This is a genomic window from Paraburkholderia sp. FT54 (assembly GCF_031585635.1).
Taxonomy (GTDB): domain Bacteria; phylum Pseudomonadota; class Gammaproteobacteria; order Burkholderiales; family Burkholderiaceae; genus Paraburkholderia.
This window is the reverse complement of sequence record NZ_CP134196.1, coordinates 1,849,103-1,862,575: the sequence shown is the minus strand read 5'-3', so window position 1 is coordinate 1,862,575 and position 13,473 is coordinate 1,849,103. Positions and strand designations below refer to the sequence as shown.

Below are 13,473 nucleotides of genomic sequence, written 5' to 3'. Positions count from 1 at the left end.
GCCGCCTGTTTCGTTCATTCGCATTTATTCAACCGCCCGGCTTGCAACTAGCGAGCCGTGGCCCCATCTGGTTTTCGGAGAGTCATCATGATCCATTCACGTCTTGCCGCCATGGCGCTTTCCTTCGGCTGCCTGTTCGGCACTACCGCCGTGTTCGCCGCCGAGTCGGTGCACTGCGGCCATGCCGACACGTTGCAGATTCGCGGCGACGTGCCGGCGGCCATCAGCTTTGACGTGTACCGCCAGTTGCGGCCGTTGAGCGCGCAACGGGTTGCATTGTTGCAGTCGGCGGGCGAGGTGAAGCGCCTGCCGGATGGCCTCGCGGTATGTGAAGTCGCCGACGACGGCGTCGATGACCCGTCCGCAGTGCTGGTTCAACTGCCGCAGGGCAAGAACACATGGTGGGTCAGTTCGGCCAACGTGCAAGCGGCGGACTGATCACGAGGAGCAGTCCGCCTTTTGCGTAGGTCCCCGGCAGGATGCCGTGGCGATGCGTGTCGCGGCCCGGTTTTTGCAGTCCACGTCTGCATTCAACGCGTTTGCTGCGCCTGTACCGCAAAATGAACAGCTGTTTTGCTATTTTTATCGCCGCTTATTCAGGTACAGTGCATTGACGGAGATTTTTCAAGTCCGTCTTTTTGACGACACCGTGTTGCATCGCTTTTGCTGTCGATTATGGCTATCCTGAAAACAGGACGAATTTCGCAGGGGAGAATTAAATGGTCGCCTTCTTTTTGTCATTGGCCGCTTTGGGCGCCGCCGGCGCGGCAGTGATCCGCCAGCTTGCTGCCGAGCAGGCGAAACAGCGTGCTGCCTTGCGCCCCGTGCGCGTGCAGTCCGCGGATCGCGGCACGGGCCGCAACGCGCGCCGGGGGTAGGCCGCATGAACCTGATCGTGCGCAATATCGCGGAATCGTGCAGCGAGCAGGAAGTGCGGGAATTCCTCAAGCACGAACTTGGGCATTACGCGAAAAACATCGAGGTGGTCGACGCCGGCAAGCCCAGCGCCTACGCCACGATCGAACTGGACGCCGACGTGCCCTACGTGGGCGATGTGATTGCGCGGCAGATTCACGGCAAGCAGTTGGGCGGGCAGACGCTGGAAGCCAGCGCCGATCTGTTCACCGACGAACCGCCTGCGGCTGAGTGACCTGACGCGGTCATCGAGCCCGCGAGTGGCGCGCGAAGAAAGCGCGCCTCGGTCTGCGGATTGCCCACGCGCCGACCTCGGCGCATTCAGCGCATCAACTGCACCTCCGTCGCCTTATCAATCTCCGCTTGTCTGTGCCGGCCAATCGAACGGCGTGTACGGCAACGCCCGTTTATGACGCGTGGCGTCGTAAAAACGCAAGATGGTCGCGCGCGCCGCATCGCTCACGGGTTTGCGTTCCAGAAAGTCGTCGATAGCGTCGTACGGAATGCCATAGGCATCCTCATCGGGCCGTTGCGGACGCAACATTTCGAGGTCGGCGGTCGGCACCTTGTGCGCCAATGTTTCCGGTGCGCCCAGTGCCTTGGCCACGGCACGCACGCGACGCTTGTTGAGCCCGGCGAGCGGCAGCACATCGGCGCCGCCGTCGCCGAACTTCGTGAAGAAGCCCATCACCGACTCGGCCGCGTGATCCGTGCCGATGACCACGCCGGCTCGCGCACTGGCTACCGCGTACTGCGCGATCATGCGCTGCCGTGCCTTGATATTGCCGTGTACGAAGTCCTGTTGCGATTCATCCTTGTATAGCACGCCGCTGTGTGCGAGCGCGGTGAGCATGGCATCGGCGGCGGCTTTGATATCGATGGCGAGATTTTCGTCCGCGCGAATGAATCGCAAGGCCTGCTGCGCATCGGCTTCGTCTTTCTGTTCGCCGTAAGGCAGTCGTATTGCGACGAAGCGCGCATCGTAATGTTCGGCGCGCAACCGTTCGACCGCGAGTTGCGCAAGCCGGCCGGCAGTGGTCGAGTCCACACCGCCGCTGATCCCGAGCACATACGTTTTCAGGCCGCTGCTGCGAAGGTAATTCGCGAGAAAAGCGACCCGGCGCTCGATTTCGTGCGCTGCGTCGAACTCGGCGCCGATGTGCATTTCCTTGGAGATGCTTGCCTGGCGTGCAACCGGATCGTGTTGCGTCATGATGTCCTCTTTGCTCCTTGCGCGCTCGCGCAAATGTCGAACGGTGAATGGGCCGGCTTTAATTCACCTTGGCGCCGCTTTTAATCTGCCACGTTGATCGGCAAGGTGCCCGGCTATTACGGCGATATCCGTGAATCGTCGAATCTTCATCGACAGATCGCAATGTGCTTAGTAACATCCTCGTTCCGAGAGCGCCGCATGAGCCGGCGAGCAGTCAATAATAATCAGGTTTGCTCAAATACGCGATGAACCATCCCAACCGGCCTGGCCAGCCTGTACTGGACCGTCTGACGTTCGCGTCGGTCAATCGTCCGCGCGACGCGGTGTGTTTGTCGTATCCGCTTTCCGTGCGCAGCGTCGCGCGCATATTGCCTTCCTTTCGCCGTTTGATGCGTGCGTTGAGCGCCGCATTGTGCGCGTTGTCATGCGGTGCGGCGATCGCAGCTTCGGCACCCGTTGCCGCAGCTGCGCCGAATCCGGCGAATCGTCCGGTGGCCGCCGTCAATGCGTCCGCTGTCGCAGCGCCTGATGCCGCCGGCGTGGTCGATCCGCGTCGCGCGTTGATGCTGCGGGACGTGTTCGCGCAGAACGTCACGCGCAAGCTGAAAGTGCCGGCCGCGGATCAGCGAGCCTATGCCAATCGGCTGCAAGCCGCGCTCGGCGCGCACGTGCTGGGCGATCTGTCGGGCGAGTATGTCGTGCTGGTCGATCGCAACGCCAACATGCAGGCGCTCTTCATCTATTTTCGCACCGCGCCGGCCGATACCTGGCAGATGATCGGCGCGTCGCCGGTTTCGACGGGGCGGCCGGGCGAGTATGACCACTTCATCACGCCGCTCGGCGTGTTCGAACATACACCCGCCAACATGGATTTCCGTTCGGAAGGCACGCAGAACGAAAACCATATTCGCGGCTACGGCAAGCGCGACATGCGAATTTTCGACCTCGGCTGGGCGCAGGGCGAGCGCGGCTGGGGGAAGGGCGGCATGTCGCAGATGCGGTTCCAGATGCACGCCACCGACCCCGATCGCCTTGAATCGCTGCTCGGCATTCGTCATTCGAAGGGCTGCGTGCGCATTCCCGCGTCGCTCAATTCGTTTATCGACCACTACGGCATTCTCGATGCCGAATATGAGTCGCTCGTTGAGTCGGGTAAATCGCTGTGGGTGTTGAAAAGCGACCGACAGGTGATGCCGTGGGCCGGGCGTTACATCGCCGTCGTGGATTCCGCGCGCAAGAGCCGTCCCGCGTGGGCGCCCGCGCCCGGCGGCAATGCGCGCGCCAAAGTGCCGGCCGGGGCGGACACGGCGGATTGATTCGCGGCCGCGCGGTTCAGCTCGAGCGTCCCACTCATCGCGATCACGCCGCCCATCCCAACCGCGCCGCCCATCACGAGCGGGCCAACAACACGCCCACCAGTGCCACAACGAACTCGACGACCTGCAACGGCAACAGCGTCTCGCCGAACCCCACATAACCCTGAAGCGCGGCGAGCGGCGGGGCGAGGAACATCAGCGCGGTTGCGCGCGCCGCGTCGCCGCGTCTGACCATCCACACCAGCAACGTGACGCTGATGCCGGAGAGCATCACGATGCCCCACGCGAGCGATCCCCACAACGCGGGCGACGCAACCCAGCGATGTTCGCCGAGCGCCAGCGCAAGTACGGCCGCGACGAGCGCGGCGCCGAAATTCTGCACCGCGCTCGCACTGCGAATATCGGCCTTGGCCAGCGAAGTCTTCTGAAACAGCGTGCCCGCTGTGATCGCGCCGATCGCGGCAATCGAGATCAGCACGACCAGCCAACCGGGCGCGCTGCCGTGGGCCGTCGGTGCGGTGGCCGCCGCCAGCTTCGGTTCGAGCACCAGCACCACGCCGGCGAGGCCGAGCGCCATGCCGGCCCAGCCACGCCGCGACAGCCGCTCGCCGAAGAGCGGCGCCGCGACGGCGGCCGTCGCGAGCGGTTGCAGCGCGCCGAGCAAGGCCATCACGCCGGCGCTCAAGCCCTGCGCGACGGCCCAGTAGCCGGCACCGAGATAGACGCCTTGCAGTAGCGCGCCGGCCACCAGATGTTTGCCGAAGTCGCGGCCGCTCGGCCACGCGGCGCGTGCAATCAGCGCAGCCAGCGCGAAGATCAGCGCCGTGCCGCCGAAGCGCGCGAGCAGGAATAGATTGGGATCGGCGTACGGCGTGATCGCGCGGGCGACCACGAAACCGGTTGACCACAAAACGACGAAAACCGCGGCGATGAAGGAAGCGAGCATCGGAAACGAGTCGGTGAAAAGCCGCCATCTTCTCCGCGGACGCGACGCGTGTCTTGTTCGAAGCTGCAACCGGCGAAACGGGTTGGCAGAGTGTGGTTTGAGCCGCGAGCCGACGCCATCACCACATCAGCAACACGGTCCCCGCGCCGAGTACGCCGCCGCACACTGCACACGCCCACAGCAGCACACGCGTGCGCCGGTATTCGCGGCCGATCTCCGCCATCAGTTGCGCATTCTGCTGCGGCGAGCGCGCACGATCATGCTCGTGTTGCAGATAGCGAACCGCCAGTTGCGGCACCCGCGGCAGCATATGCGCGAGATGCGGCAGCTCGCGTCCAATCCGTTTGATCCAGCCGCGGTGATCGATGTCGCGCCGCGCGATATCCGCCAGCACGCCGCGGGTGATATTCCACGTGTCCACGCCGGGATGCAGCGCGCGCGCCAGCATTTCCGCTTGATGAAACGAGCGCTGCGCGGTCGCGAGCCGTCCAGGCACCGCGCCCTCGAACGGATGTACTGCATGCAACAGATGATCCAACAGCGAACCCGCCGAACGGTCTTCGGGCTCGGCCGCGAAATGCGCTTCGGCGCGCGTGCGCAACTCGGCTTCGAGCAGCTCGGCGCGCGTGTCGTGCGGCACGTGCCCGGCATCGCGATGCATTTCGGCGAGCCGCCCGTAGTCCTGGTCGAACAGCGCGGTCGCGCCGTGCACGAAGAACTCGCGCTCGCCGGTCGAGAGACTCGACATGATCGAAAATTCCGCCAGCACGAGTCGCCCCAGCGTGTCCGGTTCGATGCTCACACGCACGCGGCGGGCGTCGAGCGTGGCGTGAAAAAAGCCATGCTCGAACGCCTGCTCGGTGACCACTTCGACGATATGCGCGGCCAGCGGCGCGAGTTTGATGTGATGCGCGTGCAGGCCGGGCAGATCGCTCGCCGGCAAGGTGCTGACGCGCTGCATCGTCAGCGTGTAGTTGGTGCAGAGGTCCCAGATCACGTTGGGCACGACGATACGCTTGTCGCCATCGAAGTGATGGCCGGTCTGGCTGAGATTGGCGGCTTCGGCGCGCAGATCGAAGCGGCGCAGGATGTCGTCGGTGAAGGTCTGCGCCAGCGTGTGCAGTTGCAGGCGGCGCGCGGTGCCGGAGAACTTTTCAAGCCAGCGCGCGACCCAGCGCAGCAGCGCGAGTTCGTCGCCGATCTGTTGCAACTGATCGGCGCGCACCAGCTTGATCGCCACTTCGTAGTGACCGTTCACCGGCACCAGCAGCCGCGCGAGATGCGTCTGCTCGGCGAAGCCGCCGCGCACCGGCACCAGATCCACGGCGCTGAACAGCGTGGCGAGCGGCCTGCCGAAGGCGCGCGCGAGCGCCTCCGCGGACTCGCGCGGCGGCAGCGGCGCTTCCATGTGATCGATCGCGTCGATGGCGTCGTGCAAAGTGCCGGTTGCGAGTTCGGGCCGTTCGGCCAGCGTTTGCGCGAACCGTCCCGCGAGCGGTCCGAGCGCCGGCAGCACGCCGCTCAGGCTCTTGCCACTACGCTCGGCCGCGTGCAAACGGCCGGCCAGATCGATCATCCAGTGCAGTTTGTGGTCTGCCGGCGCGGCAAGCCAGATCAGGCGCGCGCCGTAGCGCAACGCGTGGAACAGCAACAGTAGACGGCGAAACAGTGGCGGCATCGGCAGTTCGGGTGACGGACCTGCGGCGTCCACGACTATCGCGGGACATTCGCGCACGGCCAGGGCGTTCAGGTTAGCAGGTAAGCGCGTCGAGAGGAGCATCGCCGCGCGACGCGTAATACAATACGCCGGCCTTCTCCAACCGTGGCGAAACCCCAGCGTGCCGGCTTCCGGCCTTTCATCGATGCTCGCAGAACAACGTCACCAATACATCTTGGCGCAAGTCGCCAAAACGGGCGCGCTCTCGGTCGCGGAGCTGGTGCGCGAACTTAACGTGTCGCGCGAGACCATTCGCCGTGACCTCAACGCGCTGGCCGGGCGCGGCCTGCTGGTCACGACTCACGGCGGCGCGCTGTCGAGCGACCGGCGCGAGCCCGACCTCGATACCCGCGAAGCGGCGAATGCCGGCGCGAAGCGCGCCATCGGCGAGCGCGCGGCGGAGTTCGTGCCGGACGGCGCGTCCCTGATCATCGATTCCGGCAGCACCACGCAAGCGGTGGCGCGAGCGTTGCTCGACCGGCATCGTCTGTCGGTGTACACGAACGACTGGCGGATCGCGCTGCTGCTCGGCCGCCGCAACGACAATCGCGTCACGCTGCTGGGCGGCGAACTGTCGGATATCGAAGACGCCACTTTCGGGCTCGACACTGTCCATCAACTGACGCAGTACCACGCGGACTTTGCCTTCATCGGCGCAGGCGGGATTTCGCCGGATGGCTATCTGACCGACTACAGCCGCATGGCCGCCGAGGTGCGCAGCCGCATGATCGCCGCGGCCGACACGGTGGTGATTGTCGCCGACCATTCGAAATTCGGCCGCGTGACGCCAGTGCGCATCAACGGTATCGAGTCGGCCCGTTATCTGGTGACCGAACTGGCTCCCGAGCGCACGCTCGGCAAGGCGATCACGTTGCATGGCCCGGAAATCCTGATCGCCTGAGCGCGCGGCGACTTGCCCAACTATTTCACCCGGATACCCAGCCGCTCGAGCGTGCGGCCGATCGCGGCCACCGCGTTGTGAAGTTCGTTCGCATCGATCGCGCCGATGCATCCCACGCGGAACGTTTCCACCTGCGTCAGCTTGCCCGGGTACAGCACGTAGCCGGCCTCGCGCACGGCGGCATAGAACGTCGCGAAATGCCAGGCCGGGTCGCGCGGCGCATGGAAGGTGACGATCACCGGCGCCTGCACCTCGGGCTTCAGAAACGGCTCGAAGCCGAGCGCCTTCATTGCGCTGATCAACGCTTCGCAGTTGCGTGCATAACGCGCGCCGCGCATCGGCTGGCCGCCCTCGGCGATGAACTGGTCGAGCGCCTCGCGCAACGCGGCCAGCACGTGAGTCGGCGGCGTGAAGCGCCACTGCGTAGTCTTCCGCATATAGACATATTGATCGTGCAGATCCAGCGCAAGCGACGGCGAACGGCCTTCGCTGTCCTCCAGCACGCTGCGCCGCACAATCACGAAGCCCATACCCGGCACGCCTTCGAGGCACTTGCCGCTCGCCGAGATCAACGCGTCGATGCCGCCGCGCCGCAGGTCGATCGGCAACGCGCCGAACGAACTCATGGCGTCGACGATCAGGCTCTTGCCGTGCCGCTGACACACCGCGGCGATATCGTCGAGCGGATTGAGCAGGCCGGCGCTCGTTTCCGGATGCACTTGCGCGACGTGGCTGATGCGCGATTCGCGATTGAAGGCGTCTTCAATGGCGGCGGCGCTGACGGGTTCGTCCTCGCGCAACGCCAATTCGATGTAAGCGATGCCCATTCGCTGCAATATTTTGATCAGCCGGGCACAATACGCGCCGTTGTTCGGAACCAGCACACAGCCTTGACGCGGCACCAACGTGCCGAGGGCCGCTTCGACCGCGAACGTTCCGCTGCCTTGAAGCGGTACGCAAACATAGTCGTTTTCGCCATGTACGATCCGCAGGAGGTCGGCGCACACGCTATGGGTCATGCGGTTGAACGCGGCGTCCCACGAACCCCAGTCGCGCAGCATCGCCTGGCGCGTCCGCGGCGAGGTGGTGAGCGGCCCCGGGGTCAACAGGATTGGGTCGTTTCCAAGGATCACACAAGCCTCCGTCATCGTCTGAACAAGAGTCGCCCCCAAGCCGGGCGACGAAAAAAAGATTGATTTGGATATTATTGGCGAATTGTGTCATTTGTTGGAACTCTGCAGAATCGTCATGGCGTTGTCACGGAAACCTGTGATCCTTGCCGTGCCCACTCAGGCATGGCCGGCAGCGCGAGTGTCATGGCTGGGCTGTGAGTCAGGCTGGAGAAGAGGCAACAAGAGGCAGCAAAGTTGTTGGCAATCTGCAATCCGCATGAAACTGCACGACAGCTTGATGCGGGCAACACGCAAGCGGCGCGGCGCTACCGCCGTTCAATCACAACAGGTATCGGGATATCCCGACCGTCTGGTTTTTTGCCTTTCGGAGAAAGCGACATGACAAAGACGAATTCCCTTCACGCCACGGCCGGCCTCGTACGCAAACTGCTGCCGGCGCTGGTCGCCGCGGCGGCATTCGGCGGCATGGCCATGCAGGCCCACGCGGCCGACGCCGTGGTGCTGTACACCGCCGACGGCCTCGAGAACCTCTATAAGGACGTGCTGCCGGCCTTCGAAAAGAAGGAAGGTGTGAAGGTCAACATCGTCACGGCGGGTAGCGGCGAAGTGGTGAACCGCGCCACCATCGAAAAGGATCAGCCGAAGGCCGACGTGCTCGTCACGCTGCCGCCGTTCATCCAGCAAGCCGACCAGAGCGGCCTGCTGCAGGCTTATCAGAGTGCCAACTACAAGAACGTGCCGGCGATCGCCAAGGCGTCGAACGGTGCGTGGGCGACCTTCGTGAACAACTACTTTTCGTTCGCGATCAACCCGGAAGTCACCAAGACCCAGCCGAAGACCTTTGCTGACCTGCTGCACCCCGACTTCAGCGGCAAGGTCGCCTACTCGAACCCGGCCACGGCGGGCGACGGCATGGCCGTGATCATCCTGACCTCGTCGCTGATGGGCGAAGACAAGGCGTTTGAGTATCTGAAGAAGCTCGAAAACAGCGCCAAGTTCCACACCAAGGGCACGGGCTACCTCGACGTGCTGCTCTCGCGTAACGAAATCGCGATTGCCAACGGCGACCTGCAAATGGACCTGGACGACGCGGCCAACGGCGGCCTGTCGCTCAAGCCGATTTTCCTCGCGCACGAAGGCGGCCAGCCGACCACGTTCCAGCTGCCGTACGCAATCGGCCTGATCAAGAATGGCCCGAACCAGGCGGAAGGCAAGAAGCTGATCGACTACCTGATGTCGAAGGAAGTGCAGGCGAAGGTGCCGGACATCTTCGGCATTCCGGGCCGCTCCGACGTGCCGCTCACCGGCAAGAACGGCGAAGCCGTCAAGCAGGCGATCGCGGGCGTGAAGCTGATTCCGGTGGACTGGAACCAGGTGATGGCGAAGAAGGCCGACTGGACGGCGCGCTGGAAGAGCGATGTGATCGGTTCGTCGGGCAAGCAGCTCGAAGTGGTCAAGCCGAAGTAAGCCGTTGTGCGTAGCGTAGTCGACGCACTCGGTCACGTGACTGAGTGACGTCGCGGAATCAGGCGGCGCCTGCGGACTCCCGAGGCGCCGCGTCAGCATTAATCAAGTTGGAGGGTGAACCCGGTGAACACGGCCAGTCTTGCTCAACCAGGCGCGCTCGGCGCCTCACCGGACGCGCTCGATGCCACGCGTTCGACTACGCCGGGCGGCGTGCAGATCGATCATCTGACGGTGCGCTTCGGTTCGCGCACGGTGCTCGACGATCTCTCGTTGACCATCCAGCGCGGCGAACTGCTCACGGTGCTCGGCCGCAGCGGCTGCGGCAAGACGACGTTGTTGCGTTTCATCGCCGGGTTTATCGAAGCGGACGGACTGGCCGGCACGCTGACCGTGGCCGGTCACGATCTCACGCATGTGCCGCCGCACAAGCGCAATCTCGGCCTGCTGTTCCAGAGCTATGCGCTGTTTCCCCATCTGTCGGTGTTCGAGAACGTGGCCTTCGGGTTGCGCGCGCGCCGCACGCCGTCCAAAGATGTCGCGCGACGCGTCGCCGACGCGCTGAAACTGGTGCAACTCGGCGACGCCGGTCACGTGATGCCCGCGCAGTTGTCGGGCGGCATGCAGCAGCGCGTGGCGCTTGCGCGCGCCCTCGTGATCGAGCCCGATGTGCTGCTGCTCGACGAACCGCTTTCCGCACTCGACGCCAATCTGCGCGCCTCGGTGCGTTCCGAACTCAAGGCGCTGCATGAGCGCCTGCCGAATCTGACGATCGTCTGCGTGACGCACGATCAGGACGACGCGCTGGTGCTGTCCGACCGCACGCTGCTGATGCGCGAAGGCCGCATCGCCCAACTCGGCACGCCGCAACAGTTGTACGACACGCCGGCCGACGGCTTTGTCGCGCGTTATCTTGGCACGGCCAATCTGTTGCCGCCGCAGGTGGCGTTCAGCATGAGCGACCCACGCTACAACGAGCGCGGCCGCGTGGCCTGTCTGCGCCCTGAGGCGCTGCGGATCGTGCCGCTCGGCGAAGGGCAGTTGCACGGCGCGATCGCCTCGGTCGAATGGTATGGCGCGGTGTTGTCGGTATCCGTCGTACTGGATGCGATGCCCAACGAGCCGGTGCTCGTCACCATGCAGCGTGCCCACGGCATGATGCCGGAGAAGGGCGCGCGTGTTTCCCTGCGTTATGAGGCTGACGATGTCGTCCTTATCAACCCCTGATACGCCCAATCCGCTCGGCACGGCGGCCGCCGACGCCCGCCGCAGCGCCAGCGCCGCCTCGCATATGGCCGCGGTGAAGCGCCGCGAACGCGCCGCGCAGTGGCATCTGCTGTTCATCGCCGTGGTGGTGCTCGGGCCGCTGGTCGTCTATCCGCTCGTGCGTCTGGTGCTGCTGAGTCTGACCGGTCCGCACGGCTTGAGCCTGCACGCTTATTCGGCGTTCTTCGGCAATCCCGAGACGAGCGGCGTGATCGGCACGACGCTGTGGATTCTGTTCGCCAGCGCCGGGCTCGCGTCGCTGCTCGGCGTGGCGCTCGCGTCGATCCTGTTCTTCAAGCCGTTTCCCGGCGCGCGAATGATCACGCGGTTTCTTGAACTGTTCGTCGCGTTCCCGTCGTTTCTGGTCGCCTTCACGCTGATCTTTCTGTACGGCTCGCAAGGCTCCGTCAGCATCGGCTTGCAGCGGCTCTTTCATCTGCAGGCGCCGCCGCTCGATTTCCTGTTCGGCGTGGGCGGCGTGATTCTCGCGGAAGTGGTGTTCTACGCGCCGTTCGTCGTGCGTCCCACGCTGGCTTCGTTCGCCACGCTCGACATGCGTCTGATCGAAGCCGCCCGCAGTCTCGGCGCAAGTGGCTGGATGGTCGCGTTCAAGGTGATCCTGCCGCTTGCGTGGCCGGGCATCGCCGCCGGCACGATCCTGTGTTTTCTGCTGACGCTCAATGAGTTCGGCATTCTGCTCGTGCTTGGTAGCGCGCATCTGATCACGTTGCCGGTGGCGATCTACAGTTCCGCCACCGTCGATCTCGATCTGCCGACCGCCGCCGCCGGCGCGGTCGTGATGCTGATCATGTCTTTGTCGCTCTATGCGCTGTACCGCCAGGTCAATCGTCGCAAGGTGAAAGGAGCGGGCCATGGCCGTTGAACTCGACCCGACCGTTTTGCCGGTCATGCACAAGAAAGCGCGGCCGGTGCGCCGCGGTCTGGTGGTGCGCATGCTCGGCGGTCTGTTTCTCGGCTTTGCCGCGTTGCTGTGCTTCTGGCTGTTCGTGTTGCCGGTGCTGGTCGTCGCGCTGTCGAGCGTGGCCGCGCACTGGTCCGGCACGATCCTGCCCGACGGCTTCAGCACGCGCTGGTTCGAGCGTCTCGGTTCGAGCGACTTCGACGCGCTCACGACCAGCCTCGAAATCGGCATGGGCGTCGCGGTGCTCGGCACGATTCTCGGCCTTTGGCTTGCTTTGGCGCTGGAAGGGCGCGACCGCCGCGGTCTTGGCGCCATCGTCGACACCATTGCGATGATGCCCAACGGCGTGCCGAGCGTGGTGCTCGGGCTCGCGGTGCTGATCGCGTATCACAAGCGACCGTTCGATCTGTCGAGTTCCGCCGCGATCGTCGTCTTCGTGCAGTTGGCGCTGGTGCTGCCGTTCTGCTACCGGTGCGCCGCCGCCGCGTTGCGCCCGGAGCTGACGATTCTGCGCGAAGCCGCGGCAAGCCTCGGTGCGCCGCCTTCCATGGTGTTGCGCCGCGTCGTGCTGCCGCAACTGGTGCCGGCGATACGCGCGAGTCTCGCGTTGGGCTTCGCGCTCTCGCTCGGCGAACTCGGCGCCACGCTGACTGTGTATCCGCCGGGATTCGCAACGGTGCCGATCGTGGTCGTCGGCCAGGTGGAGCGCGGCTATTACCTGCCGGCCTCCGCATTGTCGCTGATTCTTTTGCTGGTCTCGCTCGCTGCGCTGCTGCTGATCGCCGCGCGCGTCCCGCGCCGTCGGGTGGACTGACGAGCAACTTCTGACGCGGTGCGCAGGCGTGCCGCAGCGGCGCGCCTACACATATCGATGTGGCAAAATTTGTCAAAATGACCGAGTATATGCAAACTGCTTCTGTCGATCCGATTGAGGTTGTGCGCAGGCATTCGCTGACGACGCTGGTTCGCGATGAAATCGAACGGCACATCATCGAGGGGGCGCTCGCGCCCGGCGACAAGCTCAACGAAGCCGACTGGGCCACGCGTCTGCAGGTGTCGCGCGGTCCGGTGCGCGAGGCGTTTCGCGCGCTGGAGCAGGTCGGCCTCGTGCGTACCGAGAAGAACCGTGGCGTGTTCGTGCGGACGGTGTCGCTGGCCGAAGCGGATGATATTTACGCGGTGCGCGCGGTGCTCGAAGAGGCAGCGTGCCGCATGCTCGCGGCGAGTATCGATGCCCGCAAGCTGGCGGTATTGCGCGACTGGCTCGACGCGATGCGCGCGGCGCTCGATGCCCAGGATCACGATGCCTACACGCGCGCCAACGTGGCGTTTCACGACGCGCTGGTGGCGGCGTCGGGCAATTTGAAGCTGTATGAGACTTACCGGCGGCTGGTGTGCGAACTGAGCCTGTTTCGACGTGCCGCGCTGGTGGTGCATGCCGATGCGATGGAGCGCTCGCTGGCCGAGCATCGTGCGATCTTGACGGCGCTGGCTTCGCGCGACGCCGAGCATGCCGCGGCGCTGATGCATGCGCACGTGAACGGCGGCTTGCAGCGCGCTCGCGCGGCGTGCGAACCGGCGGAACCGGCGAACGTGATGCGGATGCCGGCGGCGTCGAATGATTGAGACGGTTGCAACGAACTGACTACAACGCGCGTGCCCGGCACGCATGGAAGGTAA

Annotated in this window: 14 protein-coding genes; 10 read left to right on the top strand and 4 right to left on the bottom strand. The window is 64.7% G+C overall.

Annotation, left to right across the window (positions count from 1 at the left end; translation table 11 throughout):
- The first annotated feature begins 87 nt into the window (after positions 1 to 87).
- From RI103_RS27890 to RI103_RS27880, 3 genes are all read left to right on the top strand, one after another.
- Positions 88 to 438, top strand: coding sequence for a hypothetical protein (locus RI103_RS27890; protein WP_310815715.1), 351 nt, complete (start codon positions 88 to 90; stop codon positions 436 to 438).
- Between the two features lie 281 nt (positions 439 to 719).
- On the top strand, positions 720 to 878 hold the full coding sequence (locus tag RI103_RS27885) for a hypothetical protein (protein ID WP_310815714.1): 159 nt from the start codon (positions 720 to 722) through the stop codon (positions 876 to 878).
- Between the two features lie 5 nt (positions 879 to 883).
- Positions 884 to 1,150: an RNA-binding protein gene (locus RI103_RS27880; RefSeq protein ID WP_310815713.1), complete on the top strand. Its 267-nt coding sequence runs from the start codon at positions 884 to 886 to the stop codon at positions 1,148 to 1,150.
- Positions 1,151 to 1,267: 117 nt separating this feature from the next.
- Here RI103_RS27880 and nadE read toward each other — a convergent pair whose 3' ends face one another.
- The gene (nadE, locus tag RI103_RS27875; protein WP_310815712.1) at positions 1,268 to 2,128 is read right to left on the bottom strand and encodes an ammonia-dependent NAD(+) synthetase; all 861 of its coding nucleotides are present in this window, start codon (positions 2,126 to 2,128) and stop codon (positions 1,268 to 1,270) included.
- A 245-nt stretch (positions 2,129 to 2,373) separates the two neighbouring features.
- Here nadE and RI103_RS27870 point away from each other — a divergent pair, with 245 nt between their 5' ends.
- Positions 2,374 to 3,444, top strand: coding sequence for a L,D-transpeptidase (locus RI103_RS27870; protein WP_310815711.1), 1,071 nt, complete (start codon positions 2,374 to 2,376; stop codon positions 3,442 to 3,444).
- Between the two features lie 73 nt (positions 3,445 to 3,517).
- Here the strand turns inward: RI103_RS27870 and RI103_RS27865 are convergent, their stop codons facing one another.
- The gene (locus tag RI103_RS27865) at positions 3,518 to 4,390 is read right to left on the bottom strand and encodes a DMT family transporter (protein ID WP_310815710.1); all 873 of its coding nucleotides are present in this window, start codon (positions 4,388 to 4,390) and stop codon (positions 3,518 to 3,520) included.
- A gap of 118 nt (positions 4,391 to 4,508) precedes the next feature.
- Entirely contained in the window at positions 4,509 to 6,068 is a 1,560-nt protein-coding gene (locus tag RI103_RS27860; RefSeq protein ID WP_310815709.1) for an AarF/UbiB family protein, read from the bottom strand.
- Positions 6,069 to 6,252: 184 nt separating this feature from the next.
- Here RI103_RS27860 and RI103_RS27855 point away from each other — a divergent pair, with 184 nt between their 5' ends.
- Positions 6,253 to 7,008 (top strand): DeoR/GlpR family DNA-binding transcription regulator, encoded by a 756-nt coding sequence (locus tag RI103_RS27855; RefSeq protein WP_310815708.1) that lies wholly within the window; start codon positions 6,253 to 6,255, stop codon positions 7,006 to 7,008.
- A gap of 20 nt (positions 7,009 to 7,028) precedes the next feature.
- Here RI103_RS27855 and RI103_RS27850 read toward each other — a convergent pair whose 3' ends face one another.
- Positions 7,029 to 8,156, bottom strand: a complete 1,128-nt coding sequence (locus RI103_RS27850; RefSeq protein WP_409076996.1) for a 2-aminoethylphosphonate--pyruvate transaminase — start codon at positions 8,154 to 8,156, stop codon at positions 7,029 to 7,031.
- 363 nt (positions 8,157 to 8,519) lie between these two features.
- Between RI103_RS27850 and phnS the strand changes: the two genes are divergently transcribed.
- The 5 genes from phnS to RI103_RS27825 all read left to right on the top strand — a co-directional run bounded on the left by phnS (position 8,520) and on the right by RI103_RS27825 (position 13,419).
- The gene (gene phnS, locus RI103_RS27845) at positions 8,520 to 9,608 is read left to right on the top strand and encodes a 2-aminoethylphosphonate ABC transporter substrate-binding protein (protein WP_310815707.1); all 1,089 of its coding nucleotides are present in this window, start codon (positions 8,520 to 8,522) and stop codon (positions 9,606 to 9,608) included.
- A gap of 123 nt (positions 9,609 to 9,731) precedes the next feature.
- Positions 9,732 to 10,832 carry a 2-aminoethylphosphonate ABC transport system ATP-binding subunit PhnT gene (phnT, locus tag RI103_RS27840; RefSeq protein WP_310815705.1) on the top strand — a complete coding sequence of 367 codons (1,101 nt, stop codon included), beginning with the start codon at positions 9,732 to 9,734 and terminating at the stop codon, positions 10,830 to 10,832.
- On the top strand, positions 10,810 to 11,754 hold the full coding sequence (locus RI103_RS27835; protein WP_310815704.1) for a 2-aminoethylphosphonate ABC transporter permease subunit: 945 nt from the start codon (positions 10,810 to 10,812) through the stop codon (positions 11,752 to 11,754). Before phnT ends, RI103_RS27835 begins: the two co-directional genes overlap by 23 nt.
- Positions 11,744 to 12,607, top strand: a complete 864-nt coding sequence (gene phnV / locus RI103_RS27830; RefSeq protein ID WP_310815703.1) for a 2-aminoethylphosphonate ABC transport system, membrane component PhnV — start codon at positions 11,744 to 11,746, stop codon at positions 12,605 to 12,607. Before RI103_RS27835 ends, phnV begins: the two co-directional genes overlap by 11 nt.
- A 77-nt stretch (positions 12,608 to 12,684) precedes the next feature.
- Complete coding sequence (locus tag RI103_RS27825) at positions 12,685 to 13,419, top strand: phosphonate utilization associated transcriptional regulator (protein WP_310815702.1); 735 nt, start codon at positions 12,685 to 12,687, stop codon at positions 13,417 to 13,419.
- Positions 13,420 to 13,473 lie beyond the last annotated feature (54 nt).

Excerpts from the sequence above, each read along its gene's own strand:
- RI103_RS27890 (WP_310815715.1), top strand. The coding sequence starts at position 88 with ATGATCCATTCACGTCTTGCCGCCATGGCGCTTTCCTTCGGCTGCCTG.
- RI103_RS27885 (WP_310815714.1), top strand. The coding sequence starts at position 720 with ATGGTCGCCTTCTTTTTGTCATTGGCCGCTTTGGGCGCCGCCGGCGCG.
- RI103_RS27880 (WP_310815713.1), top strand. The coding sequence starts at position 884 with ATGAACCTGATCGTGCGCAATATCGCGGAATCGTGCAGCGAGCAGGAA.
- nadE (WP_310815712.1), bottom strand. The coding sequence starts at position 2,128 with ATGACGCAACACGATCCGGTTGCACGCCAGGCAAGCATCTCCAAGGAA.
- RI103_RS27870 (WP_310815711.1), top strand. The coding sequence starts at position 2,374 with ATGAACCATCCCAACCGGCCTGGCCAGCCTGTACTGGACCGTCTGACG.
- RI103_RS27865 (WP_310815710.1), bottom strand. The coding sequence starts at position 4,390 with ATGCTCGCTTCCTTCATCGCCGCGGTTTTCGTCGTTTTGTGGTCAACC.
- RI103_RS27860 (WP_310815709.1), bottom strand. The coding sequence starts at position 6,068 with ATGCCGCCACTGTTTCGCCGTCTACTGTTGCTGTTCCACGCGTTGCGC.
- RI103_RS27855 (WP_310815708.1), top strand. The coding sequence starts at position 6,253 with ATGCTCGCAGAACAACGTCACCAATACATCTTGGCGCAAGTCGCCAAA.
- RI103_RS27850 (WP_409076996.1), bottom strand. The coding sequence starts at position 8,156 with ATGACGGAGGCTTGTGTGATCCTTGGAAACGACCCAATCCTGTTGACC.
- phnS (WP_310815707.1), top strand. The coding sequence starts at position 8,520 with ATGACAAAGACGAATTCCCTTCACGCCACGGCCGGCCTCGTACGCAAA.
- RI103_RS27835 (WP_310815704.1), top strand. The coding sequence starts at position 10,810 with ATGTCGTCCTTATCAACCCCTGATACGCCCAATCCGCTCGGCACGGCG.
- phnV (WP_310815703.1), top strand. The coding sequence starts at position 11,744 with ATGGCCGTTGAACTCGACCCGACCGTTTTGCCGGTCATGCACAAGAAA.
- RI103_RS27825 (WP_310815702.1), top strand. The coding sequence starts at position 12,685 with ATGACCGAGTATATGCAAACTGCTTCTGTCGATCCGATTGAGGTTGTG.